This is a genomic window from Hydrogenophaga sp. SL48, from assembly GCF_021729865.1.
In the GTDB taxonomy this organism is placed as follows: domain Bacteria; phylum Pseudomonadota; class Gammaproteobacteria; order Burkholderiales; family Burkholderiaceae_C; genus Hydrogenophaga.
This window is the reverse complement of the sequence record NZ_CP063400.1, coordinates 2,533,847-2,557,265: the sequence shown is the minus strand read 5'-3', so window position 1 is coordinate 2,557,265 and position 23,419 is coordinate 2,533,847. Positions and strand designations below refer to the sequence as shown.

At 68.9% G+C, this 23,419-nt stretch carries 25 protein-coding genes; 17 read left to right on the top strand and 8 right to left on the bottom strand.

From position 1 onward, the window contains the following. Positions 1–2 precede the first annotated feature (2 nt). From IM738_RS12125 to IM738_RS12095, 7 genes are all read right to left on the bottom strand, one after another. Complete coding sequence (locus IM738_RS12125) at positions 3–959, bottom strand: sugar kinase (protein ID WP_236966106.1); 957 nt, start codon at positions 957–959, stop codon at positions 3–5. Then, positions 956–1,993, bottom strand: coding sequence for an L-idonate 5-dehydrogenase (locus tag IM738_RS12120; protein WP_236966105.1), 1,038 nt, complete (start codon positions 1,991–1,993; stop codon positions 956–958). Before IM738_RS12120 ends, IM738_RS12125 begins: the two co-directional genes overlap by 4 nt. Before the next feature lie 39 nt (positions 1,994–2,032). Continuing rightward, positions 2,033–3,313, bottom strand: a complete 1,281-nt coding sequence (locus tag IM738_RS12115; RefSeq protein ID WP_236966104.1) for a TRAP transporter large permease — start codon at positions 3,311–3,313, stop codon at positions 2,033–2,035. Beyond that, positions 3,310–3,903, bottom strand: coding sequence for a TRAP transporter small permease (locus IM738_RS12110; protein ID WP_236966103.1), 594 nt, complete (start codon positions 3,901–3,903; stop codon positions 3,310–3,312). The genes IM738_RS12115 and IM738_RS12110 overlap by 4 nt, the downstream gene beginning before the upstream one ends. Positions 3,904–3,975: 72 nt before the next feature. Next, entirely contained in the window at positions 3,976–5,001 is a 1,026-nt protein-coding gene (locus tag IM738_RS12105) for a TRAP transporter substrate-binding protein (RefSeq protein ID WP_236966102.1), read from the bottom strand. 79 nt (positions 5,002–5,080) lie between these two features. Continuing rightward, on the bottom strand, positions 5,081–6,328 hold the full coding sequence (locus IM738_RS12100; protein WP_236966101.1) for an enolase C-terminal domain-like protein: 1,248 nt from the start codon (positions 6,326–6,328) through the stop codon (positions 5,081–5,083). Positions 6,329–6,373: 45 nt separating this feature from the next. Then, positions 6,374–7,153: an SDR family oxidoreductase gene (locus IM738_RS12095; protein ID WP_236966100.1), complete on the bottom strand. Its 780-nt coding sequence runs from the start codon at positions 7,151–7,153 to the stop codon at positions 6,374–6,376. A 139-nt stretch (positions 7,154–7,292) separates the two neighbouring features. Between IM738_RS12095 and IM738_RS12090 the strand changes: the two genes are divergently transcribed. From IM738_RS12090 to IM738_RS12050, 9 genes are all read left to right on the top strand, one after another. Next, positions 7,293–8,063, top strand: a complete 771-nt coding sequence (locus IM738_RS12090; protein ID WP_236966099.1) for a FadR/GntR family transcriptional regulator — start codon at positions 7,293–7,295, stop codon at positions 8,061–8,063. A 71-nt stretch (positions 8,064–8,134) separates the two neighbouring features. Beyond that, entirely contained in the window at positions 8,135–8,497 is a 363-nt protein-coding gene (locus IM738_RS12085; RefSeq protein WP_236966098.1) for a DUF1801 domain-containing protein, read from the top strand. A 64-nt stretch (positions 8,498–8,561) separates the two neighbouring features. After that, positions 8,562–9,275 carry a two-component system response regulator CreB gene (gene creB / locus IM738_RS12080; RefSeq protein ID WP_236966097.1) on the top strand — a complete coding sequence of 238 codons (714 nt, stop codon included), beginning with the start codon at positions 8,562–8,564 and terminating at the stop codon, positions 9,273–9,275. 4 nt (positions 9,276–9,279) lie between these two features. Continuing rightward, positions 9,280–10,719 (top strand): two-component system sensor histidine kinase CreC, encoded by a 1,440-nt coding sequence (creC, locus tag IM738_RS12075; RefSeq protein ID WP_236966096.1) that lies wholly within the window; start codon positions 9,280–9,282, stop codon positions 10,717–10,719. 109 nt (positions 10,720–10,828) lie between these two features. Further along, on the top strand, positions 10,829–11,293 hold the full coding sequence (locus IM738_RS12070) for a MarR family winged helix-turn-helix transcriptional regulator (RefSeq protein ID WP_236966095.1): 465 nt from the start codon (positions 10,829–10,831) through the stop codon (positions 11,291–11,293). Next, complete coding sequence (locus IM738_RS12065; protein ID WP_236966094.1) at positions 11,286–12,647, top strand: MATE family efflux transporter; 1,362 nt, start codon at positions 11,286–11,288, stop codon at positions 12,645–12,647. Before IM738_RS12070 ends, IM738_RS12065 begins: the two co-directional genes overlap by 8 nt. A 431-nt stretch (positions 12,648–13,078) precedes the next feature. Next, complete coding sequence (locus IM738_RS12060; protein ID WP_236966093.1) at positions 13,079–14,599, top strand: peroxidase family protein; 1,521 nt, start codon at positions 13,079–13,081, stop codon at positions 14,597–14,599. A gap of 106 nt (positions 14,600–14,705) precedes the next feature. Beyond that, positions 14,706–16,064, top strand: a complete 1,359-nt coding sequence (gene creD, locus IM738_RS12055) for a cell envelope integrity protein CreD (RefSeq protein WP_236966092.1) — start codon at positions 14,706–14,708, stop codon at positions 16,062–16,064. 14 nt (positions 16,065–16,078) lie between these two features. Continuing rightward, positions 16,079–16,639, top strand: coding sequence for a metal-dependent hydrolase (locus IM738_RS12050; RefSeq protein ID WP_236966091.1), 561 nt, complete (start codon positions 16,079–16,081; stop codon positions 16,637–16,639). Positions 16,640–16,849: 210 nt separating this feature from the next. On the opposite strand, the gene IM738_RS12045 is transcribed toward IM738_RS12050, so the two are convergent. Further along, positions 16,850–17,347 (bottom strand): Lrp/AsnC family transcriptional regulator, encoded by a 498-nt coding sequence (locus tag IM738_RS12045; protein WP_236966090.1) that lies wholly within the window; start codon positions 17,345–17,347, stop codon positions 16,850–16,852. A 118-nt stretch (positions 17,348–17,465) separates the two neighbouring features. Between IM738_RS12045 and IM738_RS12040 the strand changes: the two genes are divergently transcribed. The 8 genes from IM738_RS12040 to IM738_RS12005 all read left to right on the top strand — a co-directional run bounded on the left by IM738_RS12040 (position 17,466) and on the right by IM738_RS12005 (position 23,388). Further along, a complete protein-coding gene (locus IM738_RS12040; protein WP_236966089.1) occupies positions 17,466–17,774 on the top strand; it encodes a 4a-hydroxytetrahydrobiopterin dehydratase in 309 nt (102 codons plus the stop codon). A 2-nt stretch (positions 17,775–17,776) separates the two neighbouring features. After that, positions 17,777–18,667: a phenylalanine 4-monooxygenase gene (phhA, locus tag IM738_RS12035; protein WP_236966309.1), complete on the top strand. Its 891-nt coding sequence runs from the start codon at positions 17,777–17,779 to the stop codon at positions 18,665–18,667. Between the two features lie 69 nt (positions 18,668–18,736). Next, complete coding sequence (locus IM738_RS12030; RefSeq protein WP_236966088.1) at positions 18,737–19,453, top strand: enoyl-CoA hydratase/isomerase family protein; 717 nt, start codon at positions 18,737–18,739, stop codon at positions 19,451–19,453. Between the two features lie 27 nt (positions 19,454–19,480). Further along, the gene (locus IM738_RS12025) at positions 19,481–20,251 is read left to right on the top strand and encodes a hypothetical protein (RefSeq protein ID WP_236966087.1); all 771 of its coding nucleotides are present in this window, start codon (positions 19,481–19,483) and stop codon (positions 20,249–20,251) included. Positions 20,252–20,268: 17 nt separating this feature from the next. Beyond that, entirely contained in the window at positions 20,269–21,282 is a 1,014-nt protein-coding gene (locus IM738_RS12020; RefSeq protein WP_236966086.1) for a diacylglycerol/lipid kinase family protein, read from the top strand. Then, positions 21,279–22,070, top strand: a complete 792-nt coding sequence (locus IM738_RS12015; protein WP_236966085.1) for a metallophosphoesterase family protein — start codon at positions 21,279–21,281, stop codon at positions 22,068–22,070. The genes IM738_RS12020 and IM738_RS12015 overlap by 4 nt, the downstream gene beginning before the upstream one ends. A gap of 38 nt (positions 22,071–22,108) precedes the next feature. Further along, positions 22,109–22,723 (top strand): nucleotidyltransferase family protein, encoded by a 615-nt coding sequence (locus IM738_RS12010; RefSeq protein ID WP_236966084.1) that lies wholly within the window; start codon positions 22,109–22,111, stop codon positions 22,721–22,723. Then, on the top strand, positions 22,720–23,388 hold the full coding sequence (locus IM738_RS12005; protein WP_236966083.1) for a VOC family protein: 669 nt from the start codon (positions 22,720–22,722) through the stop codon (positions 23,386–23,388). The genes IM738_RS12010 and IM738_RS12005 overlap by 4 nt, the downstream gene beginning before the upstream one ends. Positions 23,389–23,419: the final 31 nt, after the last annotated feature.

The following is a 23,419-nucleotide window of genomic DNA, read 5'->3' as shown; positions in this document are numbered from 1 at the left end:
CTTCAAGCCTTCAGCAAGGCATTCAGTTCGGCGCGCGTCGGCAGGCCGTCGGCGTCGCCCGGGAACTGCACCACGCGGGCGCCGATGGCATTGCCGCGCGCGGTGGCTCCGGCCGGGCTCAGACCTTCGAGCAGGCCCGAGATCACACCCACCGCAAACCCATCGCCGGCGCCCACGGTGTCCACCACGCGGGGCACCGGCACGCCGGGCACGTGACCCCGTTCGGTCGGTGTCGCGCAGAAAGCACCGTCGGGGCCCAGCTTGACCACCACACCTTTGGCGCCGCGCTCCAGGTAAAAGTCGGCGATGCCCTGCACGCTGTCGCGCCCGGTGAGCAGCCGGCCTTCTTCGATGCCGGGCAGCACCCAGTCGCTGTAGGTCGAGAGCTGGTTGAGACAGGCCACCATCTCGTCCTTCGAGCGCCACAGGGTGGGGCGCAGGTTGGGGTCGAACGAGATCGACAGGCCCGCCGCGCGCGAACGCGCCGCCAGCTCGAACACCACCTCGCGGGTCGAGGGCGTGACGCCGACAAAGATGCCGGTCAGGTGCAGGTGCCGGGCGCTGTTGCCGTAGGCACTGGAGAGCTCGCCGACCTGCATGTGGCTGGCCGCCGAGCCCTTGCGGAAGTACTGGATCTGCGGGTCGCTGCCGTCGTCGCTGCGCGACTTCAGCATGAAGCCGGTGGGGTGCTCCGGGTCCATCACCACCTGCTGGTGGTCGATGCCTTCGCGCTCTAGAACGGCGGCGATGTGGCGGCCAAACAGGTCCTGCCCCAGGCGGGTGAGGTAGCCCGTGCGCAGGCCCAGGCGGGCCAGGCCGATGGCGACGTTGAGCTCGGCACCGGCGGTGGTGCGGGTGAACGAGCTGGCGTCGTCCAGCGGGCCCGCCTGCTGGGCCGCGAACAGCACCATGGCTTCGCCGATGGTGATGACGTCGAGGGCCGGGTTCGGTGTGTTCATTCGAAACTCAGCACGACCTTCATCGACTGCGAACGGTCCGCGGCGAGCGCGAACGCACGACCCGCGTCGCGGAAGGGCAGGGTGGCCGACACCAGTGGCTTCAGGTCCACCAGCCGCTGGTTGATCAGTGACACCGCCACGCCGAACTCTTCGTGGAAGCGGAAGGCGCCGCGCACGTCGAACTCCTTGGCCACGATGGTGTTGAACGGCAGGGTCAGCTCGCTGCCCGAGAGGCCGAGCTGCACGATCAGGCCGCGCGGGCGCACCACGTCGAAGGCGGCGCGCAGCGCGGCGGCGTTGCCGCTGGCCTCGAACAGCACGTCGAACTGGCCTTTTTCAGCGGCGTAGTCGGCCAATTCACCGGGCGCCTCGGCCACGTTGATGACCCGGTCCGCGCCCACGGCGAGCGCCTTGCGCAGCGGCTGCGGCACCACGTCGGTGACCACAATGTGGGTCGCGCCGGCGCGGCGCGCAGCAATGATCAACATGCCGCCGATGGGGCCGCAACCCGTGATCAGCACCTTGCGGCCCAGCAGCGGGCCGGCGCGGTTCACCGCGTGCAGCGCCACCGCCAGCGGCTCGGCCATCGAGCCTTCGGCGTCGGAGATGCCATCGGCCAGCGGATAAGCCTGGGCGGCGTTGACCACCAGTTCCTGGCGAAACGCGCCCTGCACGTGCGGCATGCGCATGGCGCTGCCGAAGTAGCGCATGTCCAGGCAGTGGTTCTGCAGGCCGAGCTGGCAGAAGCGGCACTGCCCGCAGGCGTGGCTGGGGTTGACGGCGATGCGGGCGCCCACGGCGAGGTGTTTCACGTCGGGTGCCACCTCGTCCAGCACACCGGCCACCTCGTGGCCCAGCACCATGGGCTGCTGGATGCGGATGGCGCCGAAACCACCGTGCTGGTAGTAGTGCAGGTCGGAGCCGCAAATGCCACCGGCGCGCACGCGCACGCGCACCTGGCCGGGGCCCACGGCGGGGGTGGGAAGGTCTTCGACCCGCAGGTCGAGGGGGGAGTGGATGACAAGGGCTTCCATGATGGGTCGGCTTGGTAGGGGTGAGGGGGAAGAGGGGGCTCAGCGCGTCATCATCTGCAGCGGCCACATGACGATCTGCGGGAACACCACGAGCAGGAACATGACGAGGGCCTGCGCCACCATGAAGGGCCACACGCCCTTGATCGCGCCGCTCATGGGGATCTTGGCGACGCCGCACACCACGTTGAGCACCGTGCCCACCGGCGGTGTGACCAGGCCGATGGCGTTGTTCATGATGAACAGCACGCCGAAGTACACCGGGTCGATGCCGGCCTGGCGCAGCACCGGCATCAGCACCGGCGTCATGATCAGCACCGTGGGCGTGAAGTCCAGCGCGGTGCCGACCACCAGCACCAGCAGCATCAGCACGAAGGTCAGCAGCATCTTGTTGTCCATCAGCGGCTCGACCAGTTCGACCAGCTGCTGCGGGATGTTGGCCGTGGTGATGAGCCAGGCCGAGACGCCCGCGGCCGACACCAGGAACATGATGATCGCCGTGGTTTCGGCGGCGCGGTAGAACAGGTGGAACAGCTGTTTGAGCTTGATCTCGCGGTAGACCACCGTGCCCACGAACAGCGAGTACACCGCCGCGATCACGGCCGCCTCGGTGGGGGTGAAGATGCCGAACTTCAGGCCGCCGATGATCACGATGGGCAGCGTCAGCGCCCACAGCGCCTCGCGTGTGGCGGTGATTCTCTCGGCGGTGCTGCGTTTCGGTTCCGCCTGCACCTTGTCGTGGCCGATGGACCAGCGCCAGGCCAGCATGATCGCCACGCCCATCAGGATGCCGGGCACGATGCCGGCGATGAAGAGCTTGGTGATCGAGACACCGCCGGTCACGCCGTACAGGATCATCGCGATCGACGGCGGGATCACCGGCGCGATGATGCCGCCGCAGGCGATCAGGCCGCAGGAGCGGTTCACGTTGTAGCCGGCGTTGCGCATCATGGGCACCAGCACGGCGGCCAGCGCCGCGGTGTCGGCCACGGCCGAACCCGAGAGCGAGGCCATGATCACGGCCGCCATGACGGCCACATAGCCCAGGCCGCCGCGGATGTGGCCGACCCACGACATCGCCATCATGATGATGCGGCGGGTCATGCCGCCGGCGTTCATGAACTCGCCGGCCAGCATGAAGAAGGGCACGGCCAGCAGCGGGAAGCTGTTGGCGCCGTCCCACATGTTCTGGATCACGATCTGGGGGTCGGTGACGCCCATGTAGAACATCATCACGATGCCGCAGCCGATCAGTGCAAAGGCCACCGGCATGCCCAGCGCCATCAGGCCGAGCAGGGAAGCGATGAAGACAAAGATCGTCATGGTTTGGCTCCGCTGCCGGAGGCATGCTGGGCGGTCTGTGCGTTCATCTCCCGTTCGGCTTCGAGGGCATCGACCATGCCCTCTTCGTGCACGTCGATCAGTTCATCGTCAGACACCTTGCCCGCGATGAGCCGCACGAGGTTGGACAGGCAGATCAGGCCGATGGCCGAGCCCGTCAGGTAGCTCACGCCGAAGACCCACAGCATGCTCAGCTGCGCCACCGGCGAGGCGTTGCCTTCGATGATCTCGTGTTGAAGCCAGGTGCCGTAGACGATGTACACGCAGCACACCAGCATCACGGCCTGGCTCAGGCCCCAGCAGATCCGGCGTCCGAGCACGGGCAGGGCCTGCACCAGGATGTCCACCCCCAGGTGGGCGCGGCGGCGCATGCCGACGATGGCGCCGAGGAAGGTCATCCAGACAAACGCGAAACGCGGTATCTCCTCAGAGAGGTCGATGCCGGTGTTGAAGAACAGCCGCAGGATCACGTTGCCGAACACCATCACCAGCATGACCACCAGGCACAGCACCATCACGACCTCAAGCGCGCGCGTCAGGTGGTCGGCCAGGGCCTTGAACGTTTTTCCCATGGGATTCCCCGGGTTGAATGAAGGGAAGAAAGCCGGGTGGGCCGCACGGCGACCCACCCGGCGCGCCGGGCTTTACTTGGCGGCGCGGGCCTTGTCGATCTCGGCGTAGAAGCCCTTGACGAAGTCCTCGCCGATGATGGGCGCGAACTTGGCGACCACGGGCTTGACCTTCTCCTGAATGCGGGCGAGTTCGGCCGGGCTCACGGTGTTCATGGTCACGCCCGCGGCCTTGAACTTGGCGACCACGTCGTTGTCACCCTCGTCCAGCAGCTTGCGCTGCAGCAGGCCGGCCTCGGTGGCGGCCTTCTGGATGCCCGCCTGGTCGGCCGGCGACAGCGTGTCCCAGAACTTCTTGGAGGCCACCAGCGCCACGGGCGTGTACACGTGGTTGGTCACCGAGATGAACTTCTGCACTTCCTGCATCTTGTTGGAGTACATGTGCACCAGCGGGTTTTCCTGGCCGTCCAGCGCCTTGATTTCCAGGGCCGGGAACACTTCGGCGAAGGCCATGGGCACGGCGTTGGCGCCGATGGTCTTCCAGGTGTCGAGCGCCACCGGGTTGGCCATCACACGGATCTTCAGGCCGGCGACGTCTTCCAGCTTGTTCACGCTGCGCTTGCTGTTGGAGAGGTTGCGAAAGCCCATGCCGGTCCAGGTCAGGCCCACCAGGCCGGCGGGTTCGATCTTCTGGAAGATCGCCTTGGACGAGGCGCCGTCCAGCACCGCGTAGACCTCTTTCTCGTTCTGGAACATGAAGGGCAGGTCCCAGACCTGCACTTCCTTCACGCGGGTCGACAGCGGCGCGAGCGTGCCGATGTACAGCTCCTGCGTGCCCGACTGCACCGCCTGCAGCTGCTTCTCGTCGCTGCCCAGGGAGCCGCCGTGGTAGGCCTGCACCTTCACATTGCCCTTGGTGTAGGCGGTGGCCAGCTCGGCGAACTTGTTCATCGCCGCCGCCTGCGGGTGGCTCTCGGGCATGGCGTGGCCGATCTTGGCCTTGACTTCGGCCAGCGCGGCGGTGGAGCACAGCGCGAGCGCGGCACCCACCATCAGCGTCAGGCGGCGCAGGGTGAAATGGGATGAGGTTCTGGATGTCATGCTGTTGTCTCCTGCTTGGTGTGGTGTGGAATTTGGCGCAGCAGGCCCAAGCACCTGCGTCGCCGCGAAAACGGAAGGTTCAGGGGGTCTGCAGCGTGCCGTCGATCAGGCGCGTCTGCGTCCAGGTGGTCACGCCGGCATCGCACGGGTACTTGGCCGCTTCGGCTTCGTTGATGTCCACGCCCAGGCCGGGCTTGTCGTTGGCGTACACATAGCCCTGGCGGAACTCGGGCAGGCCGGGGAACACATCCAGCAGCGCTTCGCGTGGCCCCTTGAGTTCCTGGATCACGAAGTTCGGCGGCTCGGTGCCCGACCACTCCTGCACGCCGAAGTTGCGCGAGGCGAGGTCGATGTGGATGTTGGCCGCGTGCGCCAGCGGCGACATGTCGCCCGGGCCGTGCCACGCGGTGCGCACGCCGTACTGCTCGGCAAACAGCTGCAGCTTGCGGCCCGGCGTGATGCCGCCCACCTGGCTCAGGTGCACGCGGATGAAGTCGATCAGCCGCTCGGCGATCAGGCCGCGCCACTCGAACGGGTGGTTGAACAGCTCGCCCTGTGCCAGCGGGATGCTGGTCTTGTCGCGCAGCTGGCGCAGCCACTCGCCTTCTTCGAGCGCGATGGCGTCTTCGAGGAAGAACAGCTCGAAAGGCTCCAGCGCCTGAGCGAAGCGGATCGCGTCGACGGGCTTGAGCCGCTCGTGCACGTCGTGGCACAGCTCCACGTCAAAGCCCACGTGGCTGCGGATGTGGTCAAACATCCTGACCGTGTCGCGCATGTACTTTCGCGCGTCGAGGTACACGCCGGCCGGTGCGCGCTCGGGCGCGCTGCCGGGCGCGGCGCCGAAGCCACCGCCACCGTAGCCGCCGCTCTGGCAGCGGATGTGGGTGATGCCCTGCTCGCGGTACTTCTGGATGTTGTCGCACAGCTCGCTCAGGGAGCCGCCGTCGGCGTGGCGGTAGATCGGCACGCCCTCGCGCACCTTGCCGCCAAACAGCTGGTACAGCGGCATGTGGGCCAGCTTGCCCTTGATGTCCCACAGCGCCATGTCGATGCCGGAGATCGCGTTGTTCTCGATCGGGCCGTTGCGCCAGTAGGCGTTCTGGTGCATCAGCTGCCACAGCTCTTCGATGGCCTGCGCATCGCGCCCCACCACCAGCGGCTTGAGGTACTGCTCGACCAGGCACTTCACCGCGAGGTGGCGGTAGGCGAAGGTGGCGCAGCCCAGGCCGTAGAGGCCCGGCTGGTTGGTCTCGACCTTGACCACCATGAGGTTGATGCCCTCGGGGGCGGTCAGGATGACCTTGACGTCCGTGATCAGCGTGGACATGTCGTGCCTTGAAATGCGATGGGGAAGCTGGGTTGGCGTGGGTGCTCAGAGCACCGACAGCCAGCCGCCGTCCACATAGATGATCTGGCCGTTGACGTAGTTGGAGGCGGCGGACGACAGGAAGACCGCCGTGCCCACCAGCTCCTCGGGTTGGCCCCAGCGCTGCGCCGGGTTGCTGCTTTTCACCCAGGCGTCGAAGCTCGGGTTGTTCACCAGCGCCTCGTTCATATCGGTCAGGATGTAGCCGGGGCCGATGGAGTTGGCCTGGATGTTGAACTGCGCCCACTCCGCCGCCATCGCCTTGGACAGCAGCTTGATGCCACCCTTGGCCACCGTGTAGGGCGCCACCGTGGCGCGCGCGGCCTCGCTGGTGAGCGAGCCGATGTTGATGATCTTGCCGCCCTGGCCGCGCGCGATCATGCGGCGCGCCGCGGCCCGGCCCACCAGGAAAGCGGCGGTGAGGTTGGTGTCCATCACGCGTTGCCAGTCGGCCAGCGACAGCTCGACCATGGGCTGGCGGTGCTGGATGCCGGCGTTGTTGATCAGGATGTCGACGGCCAGGCCCTGCTCGTCAAAACCGGCGAAGGCCGCTTCGACCGAGGCCTCGTCCGCCACGTCAAAGGCGGCGCCCACCGCGTCCAGCCCCAGGGCCTGGAGCTTCTTCACCGCTTCGTCCACCACCGCCGCCTGGCGGCTGTTGATGATGACTTTCGCGCCCGCCTCGGCCAGGCCCTGGGCAAAGGCGAAACCGATGCCGCGGGAGGATCCGGTGATCAGGGCGGTGCGACCGCTGAGGTCGAACAGGGAAGGGCTGGTGGATTTCATGGCGGCGAATATATATTACGTATGATGTTTGAATCGTCATGGAAAACCCTAGGCGTTCGGACACTTCAACGTCGTTGATACTCTGGTAATGACCTGAACGTCTGGGCGTTCATATGTCATACCTCCTACAAAATCAAACATGAATCCACGCACTGCGCCTCGCGCCACCTTCCAGGAGCAGGTCCTGGACACGCTGGGCCGGGAAATCTGTTCGGGCCAGATCCGGCCCGGGCAGCTGCTGCCGCCCGAGGCCGATCTGTGCGCGCGCTTCGGCTTCAGCCGCATCGTCATCCGCGAGGCCATCAAGTCGCTGGCGGCCAAGGGCCTGCTGGAGGTGACGCGCCGGGTGGGCACCCTGGTGCTGGAGCCCACGCGCTGGAACCTGTTTGATCCGGACATCATCTTCTGGCGCGCCGAGTCCGCCGTGTTCGACCCCATCCTCTCTCGCGACCTGATGGAGATGCGCCGCGTCATCGAGCCGGCGGCTGTGCGCATGGCCGCGCTGCGCGCCAGCGACGAAGACCGTCGCAACCTGCGCGCGGCCTACATGGCCATGGCGCGCGCCGTCGCCGGCAAAGGCGACTACGTGAAGGCCGACCTGGCCTTTCACACCACCATCCTCTCTGCCTGCGGCAACCAGTTCGTGCGCCAGATGCAGGACGCCATGTCCGCGCTGCTGCGGGTCAGCTTCGACGTGATCACCACCAAGCCCGGTGGCCCGGCGCATTCGCTGCCGCTGCACGAAGCGGTGTGCGTGGCCATCGAGCAGGGCGACGCGGAGGCCGCCGAGCGGGCGGCGCTGATCCTGATCGACGGCGCCGAAGAAGACCTGCGCGAGCTGGTGCCGGTGCGAGTGCAGGAAGCGCGCTCCGCTCCCTCTGCGCCAGCGCTCGCGCAGGCGGCTGGCTGAGCGGCTGCTGCCACCCCGTTGTCAGCAGGCTCGCGTAGGCTGGTGGCATCTTCGGCAGACCACAGCTCACCATGACCAGCCAGCGCATCCACGATTTGCTCAGCGACATCCGCCTCACCAGCGAGACCCACTTCCAGCTGGTCTCGCAACTGCGCGCGCTCATTCAGAAAGTCGTGCCGGGCGCGACGGACGAGGTCAAGTACGGCGGCTTTTTCTTCTCGGCGGGCGGCGTGCCGTTCTGTGGCGTGTTTGTGTACAGCGCCCACGTGTCGCTCGAGTTCGGCCGCGGCGCCGCCATGCCCGACCCGCACCATGTCCTTCAAGGCTCGGGCAAGTTGCGCCGGCACATCAAGCTCGGCAGCGTGGACGACATCGCTGATCAGCATGTGGCGCTCTATATTCCGCTCGCGCTGGAGGCTGCGCGTCGCGCCTGACCCGCGTTGGGGGGCTTCACGCGGCGCCTATGATCGCGGGCTGACGCACCCACCAAGATTCCCCATGGCGCAACGCATCCTGCTGCTCGAAGACGAACCCGCCATCGCCGACACGCTGCTTTACACCTTGCGCAACGAGGGCTTCGAGGTGACGCATGTGCGGCTCGCGAGCGAGGCGCTCGCGGCCTTCCGCGCCCAGGCGCCCGACCTCGCCATCCTCGACGTGGGCGTGCCTGACGGCAATGGCTTTGACGTGTGCCGCGCCATCCGCAAGACCAGCGAACTGCCCATCGTCTTTCTGACCGCGCGCAGCGAGGAGATCGACCGTGTGCTGGGCCTGGAGCTGGGCGCGGACGACTACGTGAGCAAGCCGTTTTCGCCGCGCGAGGTGTGTGCCCGGGTGCGTGCCATCTTGCGGCGTTACGCGAACGGACTGTCGGCCGGATCGGGCGCCGCGCCCGCCGCCACCGTTGATTCGCCGGGTGCCCTGCCGCTGCGGCTCGATGAGGCCGCGCAGCGCATCAGCTGCCGGGGCGAGCTGCTCTCGCTCACCCGCTACGAGTACCTGCTGCTCGCCGCGCTGCTCAAGCGGCCGCAGCGCATCTTCTCGCGCACCGAGCTGATGAGCCTGGTCTGGGCCGACGCGCCCGACACGGCCGACCGCACGGTGGACAGCCATGTGAAGCTGCTTCGCGCCAAGCTGCGCGAAGCGGGTGCCAGCGCCGAACTGATCCAGACGCACCGGAACATGGGCTATTCGCTCACGCTGTCGGTCTGAACCGATGCGCATCGGCCTGCGTCTCCTGCTCGCCTTCTTCCTGGTGCTCGGCCTGGCGCTGTTCGTGGTGCTGCGCATCTTTCTCGAAGAGGTGAAGCCCGGCACGCGCCTCGCGATGGAGGACAGCCTGGTGGACGCGGCCTATGCGCTGGCCCAGCTGGCCGCGCCCGACATGAAGGCCGGCACCATCGCCACCGGCGGCTTTGCGCGGGCGATGACGGCGCTGCCGTCGCTCCGGCCCAACGCCAGCATCTGGGGGTTCCAGAAGAACCAGATCGATTACCGCATCACCGTCACCGACGCGCGCGGCATCGTGGTGTTCGACAGCCGGGGCCAGGACCTGGGCCAGGACCACTCGCGCTGGAACGACGTGCTCAAGACCCTGCGCGGCGAGTACGGCGCGCGCTCCAGCGGCGAGAACCCCTACGACGCCGACCGCACGGTGATGCACGTGGCCGCGCCCATCCGTGATGGCGAGCGGATCATCGGCGTGTTGACGGTGGCGCGGCCCAACCAGACGCTGGAGCCTTACATCCAGCGCAGCCGCGACCGCATCCTCCACTGGTCGTGGGGCCTGCTCGGCATCTCGCTGGCCATCGGCCTGCTGTTCACCTGGTGGATGGCCAGCTCGCTCTCGCGGCTGCGCGGTTACGCCAACGCGGTGGCGCGCGGCGAGCGCGCCGAGCTGCCGCGCATGGGCCGACTTTCGGGCAACACCGAGTTCAGCGACCTCGCGCAGGCGGTCGAGCGCATGCGCCTGAAGCTCGAAGACAAGGCCTATGTCGAGAACTACGTGCACACGCTCACGCACGAGCTCAAAAGCCCGCTGGCGGGCATCCGCGGCGCGGCCGAGCTGCTGCAGGAGCCGCTGCCCGAGGCCGAGCGCGAGCGCTTCGCGGCCAACATCCAGCGCCAGACCGAGCGCCTGCAGCAACTGATCGACCGACTGCTGGCGCTGGCCGACGTGGAGCAGATGCGCGGGCCGGGAGCGGTGGAGCCGGTGGACCTCGCGGCGCTCACGCGCGAACTGTTGCACGCCGCCGAGCCGCGCACCCGGCGCAAAGGGCTGCGCCCCGTGGACGAACTGGGCGAGGGCGGGTTTGTGCGGGGCAACCGCTTCCTGATCGCGCAGGCGCTGCAGAACCTGCTGGACAACGCCATCGACTTCTCGCCGCCGGGCGGGGCGCTCACGCTGCGCCTCGCTCAAGACGGCGGCCACGTCGAATGGTCGGTGCGCGACGAAGGCCCGGGCGTGCCCGACTACGCGATGGGCCGCATCTTCGAGCGCTTCTACTCGCTGCCGCGCAGCGACACGCAGGACAAGAGCTCCGGCCTCGGCCTGTGCCTGGTGAAAGAGGTGAGCGATCTGCACGGCGGTGAGGTTCGAGTGGAGAACGTGGAAAGCCCGCGCGGCTGCTTGGCCACCTGGCGCCTGCCGGTCTGACCCGGGCTGTCGGGCACACCCGACCCTACGGGGGAACCGGGGTGTCTCCCAGGTGGCTGCGCGGTGGTCATTTGATTGCATATGCAAATATTGCAACTACAATGAAAAAATGCCAAAAGCGCCACCCGAAACGTCCCTGCCTCAGGGCTGTACCAACCTCAAGCTGCGCCAGTTCATGCGCCGCATGAACCAGCACTACGACCTTGAAATGGCCCAGGTGGGGCTCAAGACCACCCAGTTTTCGCTGCTCTCTTGTGTGGATAAGCTGGGTCCGCTGCGCCCGGGCGATCTCGCGGCCGGGCTGAAGATGGACGCCTCCACGCTGACGCGCAACCTCAAGCCCCTGGTCGAGGCGGGCTGGGTCACGGTGACGGCGGGTGACAACGCGCGCAGCCGCCTGGTGAGCCTCACCGAATCGGGCCGGGCCAAACGCGCCGAGGCCCGGCGGCACTGGCGCGTGGCGCAAGACGGCATCAACCGCCTGCTGGGGGTGGACCAGGTGCTGGCGTTGCACGCGCTGATCGACCAGTCGATGGAGAAGCTGGCTCCGGCGTCGGAGGACGGCGATGAGTGAGCGCGCGGCGACCAGCCCGCAGGCGCTGCTGACCGGGCCCATCCTGCCCAAGCTTTTGCGCTTCGCGCTGCCCAACATGGGCGCCATGCTGGCGACCGCGCTGGCAGCCATCGCCGAGACCGCCTACGTGGGCCACTTCGGCTCGCCCGCGCTGGCGGGCATGGCGCTGGTGTTTCCCTTCGTGATGTTCCAGATGATGCTGTCGGCCGGTGCCATGGGCGGCGGCGTGTCGTCGGCGGTGAGCCGCGCGCTGGGCGCGGGTGACACCGCGCGGGCCAATGCGCTGGCGGTGCACGCGCTGTGGATCGGCCTGGCGGCGGGTGCGGTCTACACGGTGGTGATGCTGGCCGTGGGCGAGGCGCTGTTCGCAAGCCTGGGCGGGCAGGGCGAGGCGCTGGCGCAGGCCATGACGTATGCCAATGTGGCGTTCCTCGGCTCGGTGTTTGTCTGGCTGGTGAACACGCTGGCCTCGGTGATCCGTGGCTCGGGCAACATGGCCGTGCCCTCGATGACGCTGCTGGTCGTGGCGCTGCTGCAGGTGGCGCTGGGCGGCGCGCTCGGCCTGGGCTGGGGGCCGTTTCCCCGGCTGGGCATGGCCGGCGTGGCCACGGGCAGCGTGGTGGCTTACGGCGTGGGGGCGGCCTGGCTTTGGCTGTACCTGGTGTCGGGGCGCTCGCGCATCGCGCTCCAGGTCCGCCGCACGCCGCTGCAGCGCGCGCTGTTTGGCGACATCCTGCGCGTGGGCGCGGTGGCCTGCATCTCGCCGCTGCAGACGGTGCTGACCATCCTGATCCTCACGCGGCTGGTGGCGCAGTTCGGCACCGATGCGCTGGCCGGTTACGGCATCGGCACGCGGCTGGAGTTCCTGCTGGTGCCGATCGCGTTCGCCGTGGGCGTGGCCTCGGTGCCGCTGGTGGGCATGGCCATCGGGGCCGGGCAGATCGCCCGCGCCCGCCGCGCCGCCTGGACCGCCGCCGCGCTGGCCACGGGCATCCTGGGTGCGCTGGGCCTGGTGGTGACGCTGGCGCCCGACCTCTGGACGCGCCTGTTCACGCAAGACCCGGCGGTGCTGGCTTCGGCAGCGAGCTACTTCCAGTGGGCCGGGCCGGCGTACGGGCTGTTCGGTCTGGGGCTGTCGCTGTACTTCTCTTCGCTGGGCGCGGGTCAGGCGCTCGGCCCGGTGCTGGCGGGCACGCTGCGGCTGGTGATGGTGGCCGCCGGTGGCGCGCTGCTGGCCCACTGGCAGACGCCGGCCTGGATGATCTTTGCCCTGCTGTCGGCGGGCATGGCGGTGTACGGCATCAGCTCGGTGCTGTTCGTGCGCTACACGCCCTGGGGTGTCGAAAGGGCTTGAAGCCTGCTCACGATCCGCCGGGGCAAAGGATCGCCAAGGCGCCCGCAGGCGAACGCCGCTGCGAGGCCCACCCGGGACAGGTCCGGCCGCTGCAGGCTCTTTTTGTGTGCGTTTGTATCTGCACGAAAACCGAGCCAGACGCCGATGCACAGGCGCACAGCCATGGCACGAACTTGATCCGGTCGGTGTCCAGGCCATCTCATCTGGATGGACCACCCTGGCCCCCCAAACGGGGGATTCGTGGGCCAAGGCACAGGCATACCATTCGCGCCCCGGGAAGCCATCGCCACAGCGCGCTCCCGGCACAGCGGCGGACGATCGACAGCAGCACTGCATCGGGAACGGGTCGTTGGGAAGCAGCCAGTCGCACACGTGAATCTGCCACCCCATGTCTGAGCGGACAAGGTCCGCGCCTGCCAAGGAGTTTCATGATGACCCACCAGCACCACGCCCGCAGCCACGGGTACAGCACCGATAACGCCAACCCCACCCGCAGCAATCTGCAAAAGCCGGGCCGCTTTGGCCTGCTCTTCCCGGAGCTCGCCGCCGTGCCCTGGACCACCGGCAACCCGGCCCAGGACGACACGGTTCTGCGGGAACTGGGCGCGGCCATGCACGTGGCCGACCGCAAGGACGGCGTCATTCCCGCCGGCTTCACCTACTTCGGGCAGTTCGTCGACCACGACATGACGTTCGACCCCACCAGCCTGGGCGAGAACGCGGTGGATGTGGACGACCTCGTCAATTTCCGCACGCCAGCGCTGGACCTGGACAGCGTGTACGGCTCGGGTCCGCGTGACCAACCCTACCTGTACCAGCGCGCGACCACTACGGCCTCGGCGCAGATGCTGGTGGGGCCGGCGCAGACCGTTCCCCCTGCCGCACCCGGTGGCGGTGATGCCCAGGTGCAGGCACTGGACGGCCAGCTCTATGACCTTCCCCGTGTGGCCGACGGGCTGTCTGAAAGGACGGCCGTGCTGGGTGACAAGCGCAACGACGAGAACCTCATCGTGGCGCAGCTCCACCGCACCATGCTGCACTTTCACAACGCGGTCAGCCTGAAGTTTCCCGAGCTCTCGTTTGCCGATGTGCGCAAGGTCGTGACGCACCACTACCAGCAAATCGTCCTGCACGAGTACCTTCCGGCGGTGGCGGGCGCCCTGAATGTGGCCAACGCGCTCCAGGAGCTGAAGTACTACCTGATCGGCCCGGGCTACCTGGCCAGTTCGCCCTACATGCCGCTGGAGTTTGCGGGTGCGGCCTACCGGTTCGGTCACAGCATGGTCCGCCCGGCCTACAACTTCAACAAGGTGTTCAACTTTGCCGCCGGACCCCAGCTCGCGGACTTCCGGCTGGCCTTCACCTTCACGGGTGATGGGGGCTTTCTCGGCGGCACGCGCTACCCCACCAACTGGCTGCTCGACTGGCGGCAGATGTTCGATGGGCTGGGTGCCACTGCGCAGAGGGCCTTTGCCATCGACGCCGCGCTCACCGACCGCCTGCGCATCGGCAACGCCGCCGACTCACCGTTCCTGGCGCAACTCAACTTGGTGCGCGGCGCCAAACACTACAAGCTGCCACCGGGGCAGGCGGTGGCCGCACGCATGGGCATCGCACCACTGACCGCAGCGCAGCTCGAGTCTGGCACCGCAGGCGACGTGGTCAAGAAACACCATCTGGCCCATCAGACGCCGCTGTGGTTCTACATCCTGAAAGAAGCCGAGGTGCTGGAGGGTGGCAAACACCTGGGCCCGATCGGGGGCACCATCGTGGCCGAGGTGATCGTGGGCCTCATCAAGGACGACCCGGAAAGCGTGCTCAACGGAGGCACACCGCGCGCACTGCCGAAGGCGGGAGCCCACTTCACCATGACCGACCTGTTCACATTCGTCGAAAGCATGAAGGGCCAGGGCAACATCCCCGCGGCGGGCGTGATCAATCCCCTGGGCTGAGCAGCGGGCGGCGTTCTCGCGGGTTTCACACCCGCTTCACACAGCCTGCGCGAGCGCCGCACGCCCGTTTTCAAGAATCGCTCCGTCTTTAACCACGGAGCGAGAAGTGAACAAACACCCCCTGCTGAGCAAGCTGCTGATCATCGGTTTCCTGATGGCGCTGCTGGCCATTCCCCTGGCGCTCGTGCGCGACGTCATCGCCGAGCGCACGGCCAACCGCCACGATGCCACCCAGGCCGTGGCGCGCGCCCACGCCGGCGCGCAGACCATCACCGGCCCGGTGCTCTGGCTGCCCTACACCGAGACCTTTCTGCGCACCGTCAAGGTCGAGGGGCAGGTGGGCCAGACGCGCGAAGAGCTGGTGAGCGAAGAGCGTGTGTCGATCCAGTTCCCCAAGACGCTGGACACCCAGAGCCGGCTCAGCACCGAGACGCGGTTGCGCGGCATCTTCCCGGTCACGGTCTACACCAGCCAGCACGCGACCACCGGCCGCTTCGTGTGGAACGAGGTCACGCCCCGGCACCGGGGCGGCCAGCTCGCGCTGGGCCAGCCGCTGCTGCTGATGGGCGTGAGCGATGCGCGCGGCCTGCTCGCTGCGCCGGCGCTGCGGCTGGCGGGTCAGACGCTGCCGGTGGGCCAGGCGCCGGGCAGCAGCCCGCTGCCGCTGGCAGCCAAAGTGGACCTGGCCCAGCTGAAACCCGGCGCTGTGCTCGACCTGGATCTGAAGTTCGACCTCGCCGGCACCGGCCGCATCGGCTGGGTGCCGCTGGCCGACGAAAACAGCGTCTCGCTCAGCTCGCCGTGGCCGCACCCCAGCTTTGGCGGCGACTTCCTGCCGCGCACCCGCAGCATCGGTGCCAGCGGCTTCGAGGCGACCTGGCGCGTGCCTTCGCTCTCCAGCCAGGCGCAGGCCCGGTTCGGCCAGAAGGGCGAGAACGCGCCCGCGCTGGACCAGTTCTCCGTGGGCCTGGACGACCCGGTCGACGTGTACCGCCTCACCGAGCGCGCCACCAAATACGGCCTCATGTTCATCGTGCTCACCTTCGCCGCCTTCTTCGTGCTGGAGATGGTCAAGCGCTGGCGCATCCACCCCATGCAGTACCTGATGATCGGGACCGCAATGGTGCTGTTCTTCCTGTTGCTGTTGTCGCTCTCAGAGCACCTGGACTTCCGCTTCGCCTACCTGATCGCCAGCGCCGGCTGCATCGCCTTGCTCGCGCACTACCTGCGCCATGTGCTGGGCGGCTGGGGCGCCGGCCTGGGCATGGGCGGCATGCTGGTGGCGCTGTACGGCGTGCTCTACGGCATCCTGATCTCGGAAGACAACGCGCTGATGATGGGCTCGCTGCTGCTCTTCGGTGTGCTCGCCGCCATCATGGTCGCCACGCGCAAGATCGACTGGTACCACGTGATGGGCCCGGACGCCGAGCCGCCCCGTGCCGGCTTGGAAGCCACCCGCTCTTGACCCACGGGAGCACCATGGCGACCTACCTCCATTTCGCCCCGGCCATCGCACTGGCGGTGGCCGCCGGCACCCACCGCACGGGCTGGCGGCTCACGCTGGCGGGTGCATTCTTTGCGGTGCTGCCCGACGCCGACTTTGCCCTCGTCACGATGGGGCTCGACCGCTACAGCGGCCCCTTCGGCCACCGGGGCTTCACCCACTCCATCGCCTTTGCGCTGGCCCTGGGCGCGTTCGGCGGGCTGTGGGCGGGGCCGGGCTGGCGCCGGCGGCTGGGTGCGGCCAGCTTCCTGGCGCTGTGCACGCTCTCGCATCCGCTGCTCGACGGCCTGTTCGATCGTGGCATCTGCAACGCCTGGCTCTGGCCCTTCGACCACGCGCGCCTCTGTCTGGACTGGCGGCCGGTGCCGATGATCGGTGTGCCGTTGTTTGGCGTGGAGCGCTTTCAGCGCGAGCTGCTCTGGATCGGCGTGCCGCTGGTGTTGCTCACCAACGCGGCGCTGCTGCTGCGCGCGGGCTGGAGCAGCGTGCGCAGCCTGGCGATCAACGGGAGAAACCCATGCGCCACCCACGGATGAACCCCGCGCCGTCATCGCTGGGTGCCGCTTCCTGCAACACGCAAGCGCTCGCGCTGACGAGCGAGTTGCAGGCGGTGCTTGACGCGCTGCAATCACCCGCCCACGATGCGCAGTCGAACCCCGACCGGGCAGGGCGCGCTCAGCGGCTGCTGGCCAGCCGGGTGTTTCTGCTGAAACTGCGGCTGCACTGGATCACGTCCGCGCGGCCGCTCAATCCAGCGGCAGCGCCCCCGTGTTCTTCAGCTCGTTCAGGCACACGCTGGAGCGCACGCCGTTGACGCCGGGGAGCTGCGCCAGCGTGCCGAGCAGGAAGTCGGACAGGGCCTTCAGGTCGCGCGCCACCACCTTGCACACGTAGTCGAAATCGCCGGTCACGGCGTAACACTCCAGCACCTGCGGCATCTTGCCCACGTTGCGCTGGAACTTCTGCACCTCCTTGAACTGGCCCCGGTCCATGGTGATGTGCACGAAGGCCGTCACCCCCAGGCCCAGCCGGTCGGCGTCGAGCCGCGCTTCGTAGCGTTTGATGAAGCCCATCGCCTCCAGCCGCTTGTGACGCCGGTTGCTCTGCGCGGGGGAAAGGTGCACCTGCGCGGCCAGCTCCTGGTTGCTGATGCGCCCGTTGGCCTGCAGGGCGGCGAGGATGCGGCGGTCCAGGCGGTCGAGCGAGGACGGGTGCAAGGATTCGTCGTCGATGTCAGCGTTCATGAGAGATTCCACCGTCGTGGCAGGGTTTTGGCGGCATGGATGCAAGCCCATTGTCCCTGAAGCGGCGCAAACTGTGCAGCTTCAACAACGGCCCGCAGTGGCCGAACCGGAGACTTCCATGACCCCTCTCGATGTGCAGATGACCCGCGAGCTGCTGGCCGACTTGCCGGCCTGGACGGTGGACGCCGGGCGCGGCGCCATCAGCCGCTCCTTCCGCTTCCAGGACTTCGCCCAGGCCTTCGGCTTCATGAGCCAGATGGCGCTGGTGTCCGAGAAGATGGACCACCACCCCGAGTGGTTCAACGTCTACAACCGCGTGGACGTGACGCTCACCACCCACGACGCCAACGGCCTGTCCACCCGCGACATCGCCTGGGCCACCCGGGCCGACGCCGTGTTCGCCAGCCTGGTGCCACAGGGAGCGTGAACATGATCACCGTGGACGCCCCCCAGAAACATGGCCTGGCCGCTGGCGACGCTGGCCGCCCCGCCAACGCCGACTGGACCATCGACCAGGGCTGGGAGCGCTACACCGCCGCCGACCACGCGACCTGGAAGACGCTGTTTCAGCGGCAGGCGAAGCTGCTGCCCGGCCGCGCCTGCGATGAGTTCCTGCAGGGCATGACCGACTTGCCCATCGGCGCCGATGAAATCCCCGACTTCCGCCGCCTCTCCGAGGTGTTGATGCGGCGCACCGGCTGGCAGATCGTCGCCGTGCCCGGCCTGGTGCCCGACGACGTGTTCTTCGATCACCTGGCGAACCGCCGTTTCCCGGCGGGCAACTTCATCCGCCGGCCGCACGAGCTGGACTACCTCGAAGAGCCCGACGTGTTCCACGACGTGTTCGGCCACGTGCCCATGCTGATGAACCCGGCCATCGCCGACTTCATCCAGGCCTACGGTCAGGGTGGCCTGCGCGCCCAGGGCCTGGGCAACCTGGCGCAGCTCGCGCGGGTGTACTGGTACACCATCGAGTTCGGGCTGCTGCAACAGGCCGACGGCCTGCGCATTTACGGCGCGGGCATCGCCTCGTCGTTCACCGAAACCGTGTTCAGCCTCGACAGCCCCTCGCCCCACCGCATCCGGCTGAACCTGGAACGGCTGATGCGCACGAACTACCGCATCGACGACTTCCAGGAAAGCTACTTCGTGATCCGCGACCTCGACGAGCTGCTGGAGTTCACCCGCATCGACTTCGCGCCGCTCTACCAGCGCGCCGCAGCGGCCCCGGAGCTGCAGCCTGGCGACGTGTTGCCCGAAGACCAGGTGTTTCACCGCGGTGACGGCAGCCACCACCGTGCGAAAGCGCACAGCGCCTGAGCGGACGACAGCGGTGTGCGGGGTGTTCAACCCCGCACAATGGGGTGGCCCCCACTTTGGGTCAATCCCATGAACGAACCGACCCTGTTGACCGACATCCGCGACGGCGTGCTGACCCTCAGCCTCAACCGCCCCGACAAGCTCAACGCGATCAACAACCCATTGGCGTTGAGCCTGCTGGATGCGTTGAACAAGGGCGCCGCCAACGCCACTGTGCGGGCCATCCGCCTGCGGGGCCGTGGCATGGCCTTCTGCGCCGGCCGCGACCTCGGCGCGCCGCCCACCGAGCGCGACCTGGAGCTGGTGCAGACCGTCGCCGATGCCATGGTGCGCAACCCCAAGCCCATCCTGGCCCAGGTGCACGGCTGGGTGGTCGGGGCGGGGCTGGAGTGGATGATGTGCGCCGACGTGGTGGTGGCGGGCGAGAGCGCCCGCTTCAAGCTGCCCGAGGCCGGCCTCGGCGTGTTCGTCACCGGCGGCCTCACCGCGACCATGCCCGCCTCGGTGGGGTGGGCGCGGGCCAAGGCGCTGGCGATGCTGGGTGAGGCCTTCAGCGCCCGGCAGGCGGTGGACTGGGGGCTGATTCACAAGTCGGTGGACGATGCCGACCTGGACGGGGCCGCCCGGCAGACCGCCCAGACCCTCGCCGCCCTCAACCCCGAGGTGGCCTGGCAGTTCAAGCGCGTGTTCAACGGCATCGGCCTGGAAGCGTTCGACCGCGCCATCAAGGAAGAAAACAAGGTCCAGCGCATGCTGGGCGGAGCGATTCCCTCGCCACCGCGCTGAGCGCGACCGGCAGGTAACATGCCCCGCATGGACCGCCTGCAAACCCAATACCAACGCCTCTACCTGCCACCCACCCCCGACGCGGCGGGCGCCCCGGGGCTGATCGGCGGCGACGGCCGGGTGCGCGCGCTGGTGCTCGGCTTGCGCGGCCCCGCCGACTGGGACACGCTCGCGCCGGTGTGGCGCGGCGTGCAGGCCGATCTGGCCTTGCCCGCACCGGCCATCGCGGTCAACGGCGTCGATGCCCACGAGCTGTGGTTCTCGCTCGCCGAACCCGTGCCGCTGGCCGAGGCCTCGGCCTTCCTGCAGGGCCTGTGCCGGCGCTACCTGGCCGAGGTGAAGCCCGCGCGACTGCCGCTCTGGCCCGGCCCCGACGCCTCCACCACCTCGCCACAGCCCCACGCCACGCGCATCCCCGCGCTGCACCCCGACACCGGCCGCTGGTCCGCCTTCGTGGCGCCCGACCTGCCGGCCGTCTTCGGCGACGACCCCTCGCTCGACTTCCAGCCCGGCGAAGACGCCCAGGCCGAGCTGCTCAGCCGCCTGGCCAGCGTCCCGCCGGCCGCGTGGCAGGCGGCGTTGGCGCGCTTGCAGCCCGCAGCGGCCGTGGCTGTGCCGGCCCCCGCCGCGGTGCCGGCGCTGCCACCCGCCGCCAGCCCGACCCACCACGCGCTGAATGGCCCCTATCAGGACCCGCGCCGCTTCCTGCTCGACGTGATGAACGACCCGACGGTGGCGCTGGCCCAGCGCATCGACGCGGCGAAGGCCCTGCTGGCCAGCGGCGGCACCACCGGGTGACCACCGAGCAACGCACCATGCACGCACTCCCGGCCATCGACCCCGGTTCGCCGCTCCAGTTCGTGATCAACGGGGCCGCGGGCAGCAGCGGCGCAGACGCCCGTCGAGACACCCTTCAGGCCGCGCTGGACGCGGCCGGGCGCCCGGGCGTGCTGCACTTCTGCGAGCCCGGCGCACTGGCCGGTGTGGCGCGCGAAGCCGCCGACACAGCGCTCCGCACACGCACCGCCGTGGTGGCCGTTGGTGGCGACGGCACGATCAACACCGTGGCCCAGGCCGCCCACGCGGTGGGCTGCGCGATGGGCGTGGTGCCACAAGGCACCTTCAACTACTTTGCGCGGACGCACGGCATTCCCGCCGAGCCGGCCGAGTCCGTGGCGGTGTTGCTGGCCGCCGAGCCCGTGCCGGTGCGGGTGGCGGCCATCAATCACCGCGTGTTCCTGGTCAACGCCAGCCTGGGGCTGTACCCCGATCTGCTCGAAGACCGCGAGGCCTTCAAGGCCCGCTTCGGTCGCAGCCGCTGGGTCGCGCTGTGGGCGGGGGCCGTCACGCTGCTGCGCGCGCAGCGGCAACTGAATCTGCACATCGAGCGCAGCAGTGGGGTGCGCGACGTGCGCGCGCTGACCCTGTTCGTCGGCAACAACCGGCTGCAGCTGGAGCAGCTCGGTGTGGCCCCGCCATCAGCGGCGCACAGCGCCGCGCCCGAAGCGGCACTCGGCGAGCGCATCACCGCCGTGATGCTCAAGCCCATTGGCACGCTGGCGATGCTGCGCCTCATGCTGCACGGCGCCATGGGCAACCTCGGAGAGGCCGAGAGTGTGGAGCGTTTCGACTTCCGGCACCTGGTGGTGCGCCCCGGTTTCACCGGCCGCCGTCGGGGGGTGAAGGTGGCCTTTGACGGCGAGGTCACGCGCATGCAGGCACCGCTCGATTTCCGGGTGCTGGAGCAGCCGCTGTACCTCATGAAACCGGGGCCCGCTGACACCGCGATCCCCGTGGGTCAATCCCAAGTTCAGGAGACGATCCGGTGAGCGTGGTCCTGCACATCTCGGACACGCACTTCGGCACCGAGGTCCCGGCCGTGGTCGAAGCGCTGGTGCAGCTGGCGGCGGAGCAGCGCCCCGCGCTGGTGGTGCTGTCGGGCGACATCACCCAGCGCGCGCGGGCGGTGCAGTTCAGTGCCGCCCGCGCCTTCGTGGACCGGCTGGGCGCGCCGGTGCTGGCCATCCCGGGCAACCACGACATTCCGCTGTTCGATCTCTGGGCCCGGATGAGCGCGCCCCATGCCCGCTACGCCGCCGCCTTCGGCGCCGAGCTCGAACCGGTGCACCGCTCGGCCGGGCTGCTGGTGGTGGGCGTCAACACCACCCGCGCCTGGCGCCACAAACACGGCGAAGTGTCGCTCCCGCAGATTGAGCGCGTGGCCCGCGAGCTGGAGGGCGCGGGCGCCGAGCAGCTGCGCGTGGTGGTGGTGCACCAGCCGGTGGCGGTGGTGCGCGCCGAAGACGCCGTGCACCGGCTGCGGGGCCACCGCGAGGCGCTGCAGCGCTGGGCCAGCGCCGGGGCCGACCTGGTGCTGGGTGGCCACATCCACCTGCCGTACATCGCGCCGATCGAGGGCCTGGCGCGGCCCCTGTGGGCCGTGCAGGCGGGCACGGCCGTGTCCTCGCGGGTGCGCCCGGGGGTGCCCCAGTCGGTGAACCTGCTGCGCTGGGACCCGGCTGCCGGGGGCTGCCTCATCGAGCGCTGGGACCACGCGGCGGCGCAGGGGCGGTTTGTGCGGTCCGCCACCACCGAAGTCCGCCCCGCGCGCGCGTGAAAGCGCCGCCCCTGTCCACCCTGTCTGCCGCCCGACCGATGCACCCAGACCACCCCGCCGCGCACCCGGTCGAGAGGCTGAACGAAGCGTCCTTCGTCGCCCTGGCACTGACCAACCCGGTCAACGCCGAGCTGCTTCAGCGGCTGGGCGGCCTGGGCCTGCCGCAGTGCCGCCTGACCGCCGGCTGCCTGTTTCAGGCCGTGTGGAACCGGCAGGCGGGCAGGGCGCCCGGCTGGAGCGTGAACGACCACGATGTTTTTTACTTCGACGGCGACGACCTCTCGTGGGAAGCCGAGGACCGGGTGATCCAGGCCGTGCAGGCGCTCACCGCCGACCTGGGCGTGAAGGTCGAGGTGAAGAACCAGGCGCGGGTCCACCTCTGGTACCGCGACCGCTTTCAGGCCGACTACCCCCAGCTCACCCGCACCACCGACGGCATCGACCGCTACCTCGTGGCCTGCACCTGCGTGGGCATCGACGTGCGCACCCGCGCGCTGTACGCGCCCCACGGGCTGGACGAACTGCAGCGCGGCGTGCTGCGCATGAACCCGCGCTTGGCCCAGCCCGCCATGTTCCGCGACAAGGCGCGCAGCTACCAGCAACGCTGGCCCTGGCTGAGCATCGCGCCGGCGGAAGGAGAAGGCTGCCCGTGACCACACACCGCCTGGAGATCGATCACCTCTTCGTGTTCATCGAGCCCGACGGGCCCGAGATCGACGCCCTGCGGCGCCTCGGCCTCGTGGAAACCTACCGCCGCGCGCACCCGGGGCAGGGCACCGCCAACGTGTGTTTTGCCTTCGACAACCTCTACCTTGAGCTGCTCTGGCTCACCAGCGAAGCCGAAGCCCGCAGCGCGCCCATCGCGCGCACCCGCCTGTGGGAGCGCAGCCAGTGGCGCACGCTGGGCACCTGCCCGTTCGGCATCGCGGTCCGCGGCGATCTGGCGGGCGCGGGCGTGCCCGTCTGGGACTACCGGCCGCCCTACCTGCCGCCTGGCATGAGCATCCCGGTCGCCATCGGCAGCGACGACCCGATGCAACCCATGCTCTTCGTCTCGCCGGGCCGGGAGGCGCCGCGCGACTGGCCTGCGGAGCGCCGGGGGCGCCTGCAGCGGGACGCGGGGTGGGGCGAGGTCCGGGAGGTGGTGCTGCGGCTGGCGGCGGGCGTGGCGCCCTGCGCCGCGCTGGTGTCGCTGGCCGCCGCGTCGGGACTCACGCTGCAGCCAGGCGAGGGGCCGGCGCATGGCTTGAGCTTGGACCTGGTGGGGGTGGATGGTTCGGTGGCGAGAACGCTGTCGATACCCGATGGACGCCGGTGACGGTGTCACGCACAGGGTGAGCCGCCGTCCT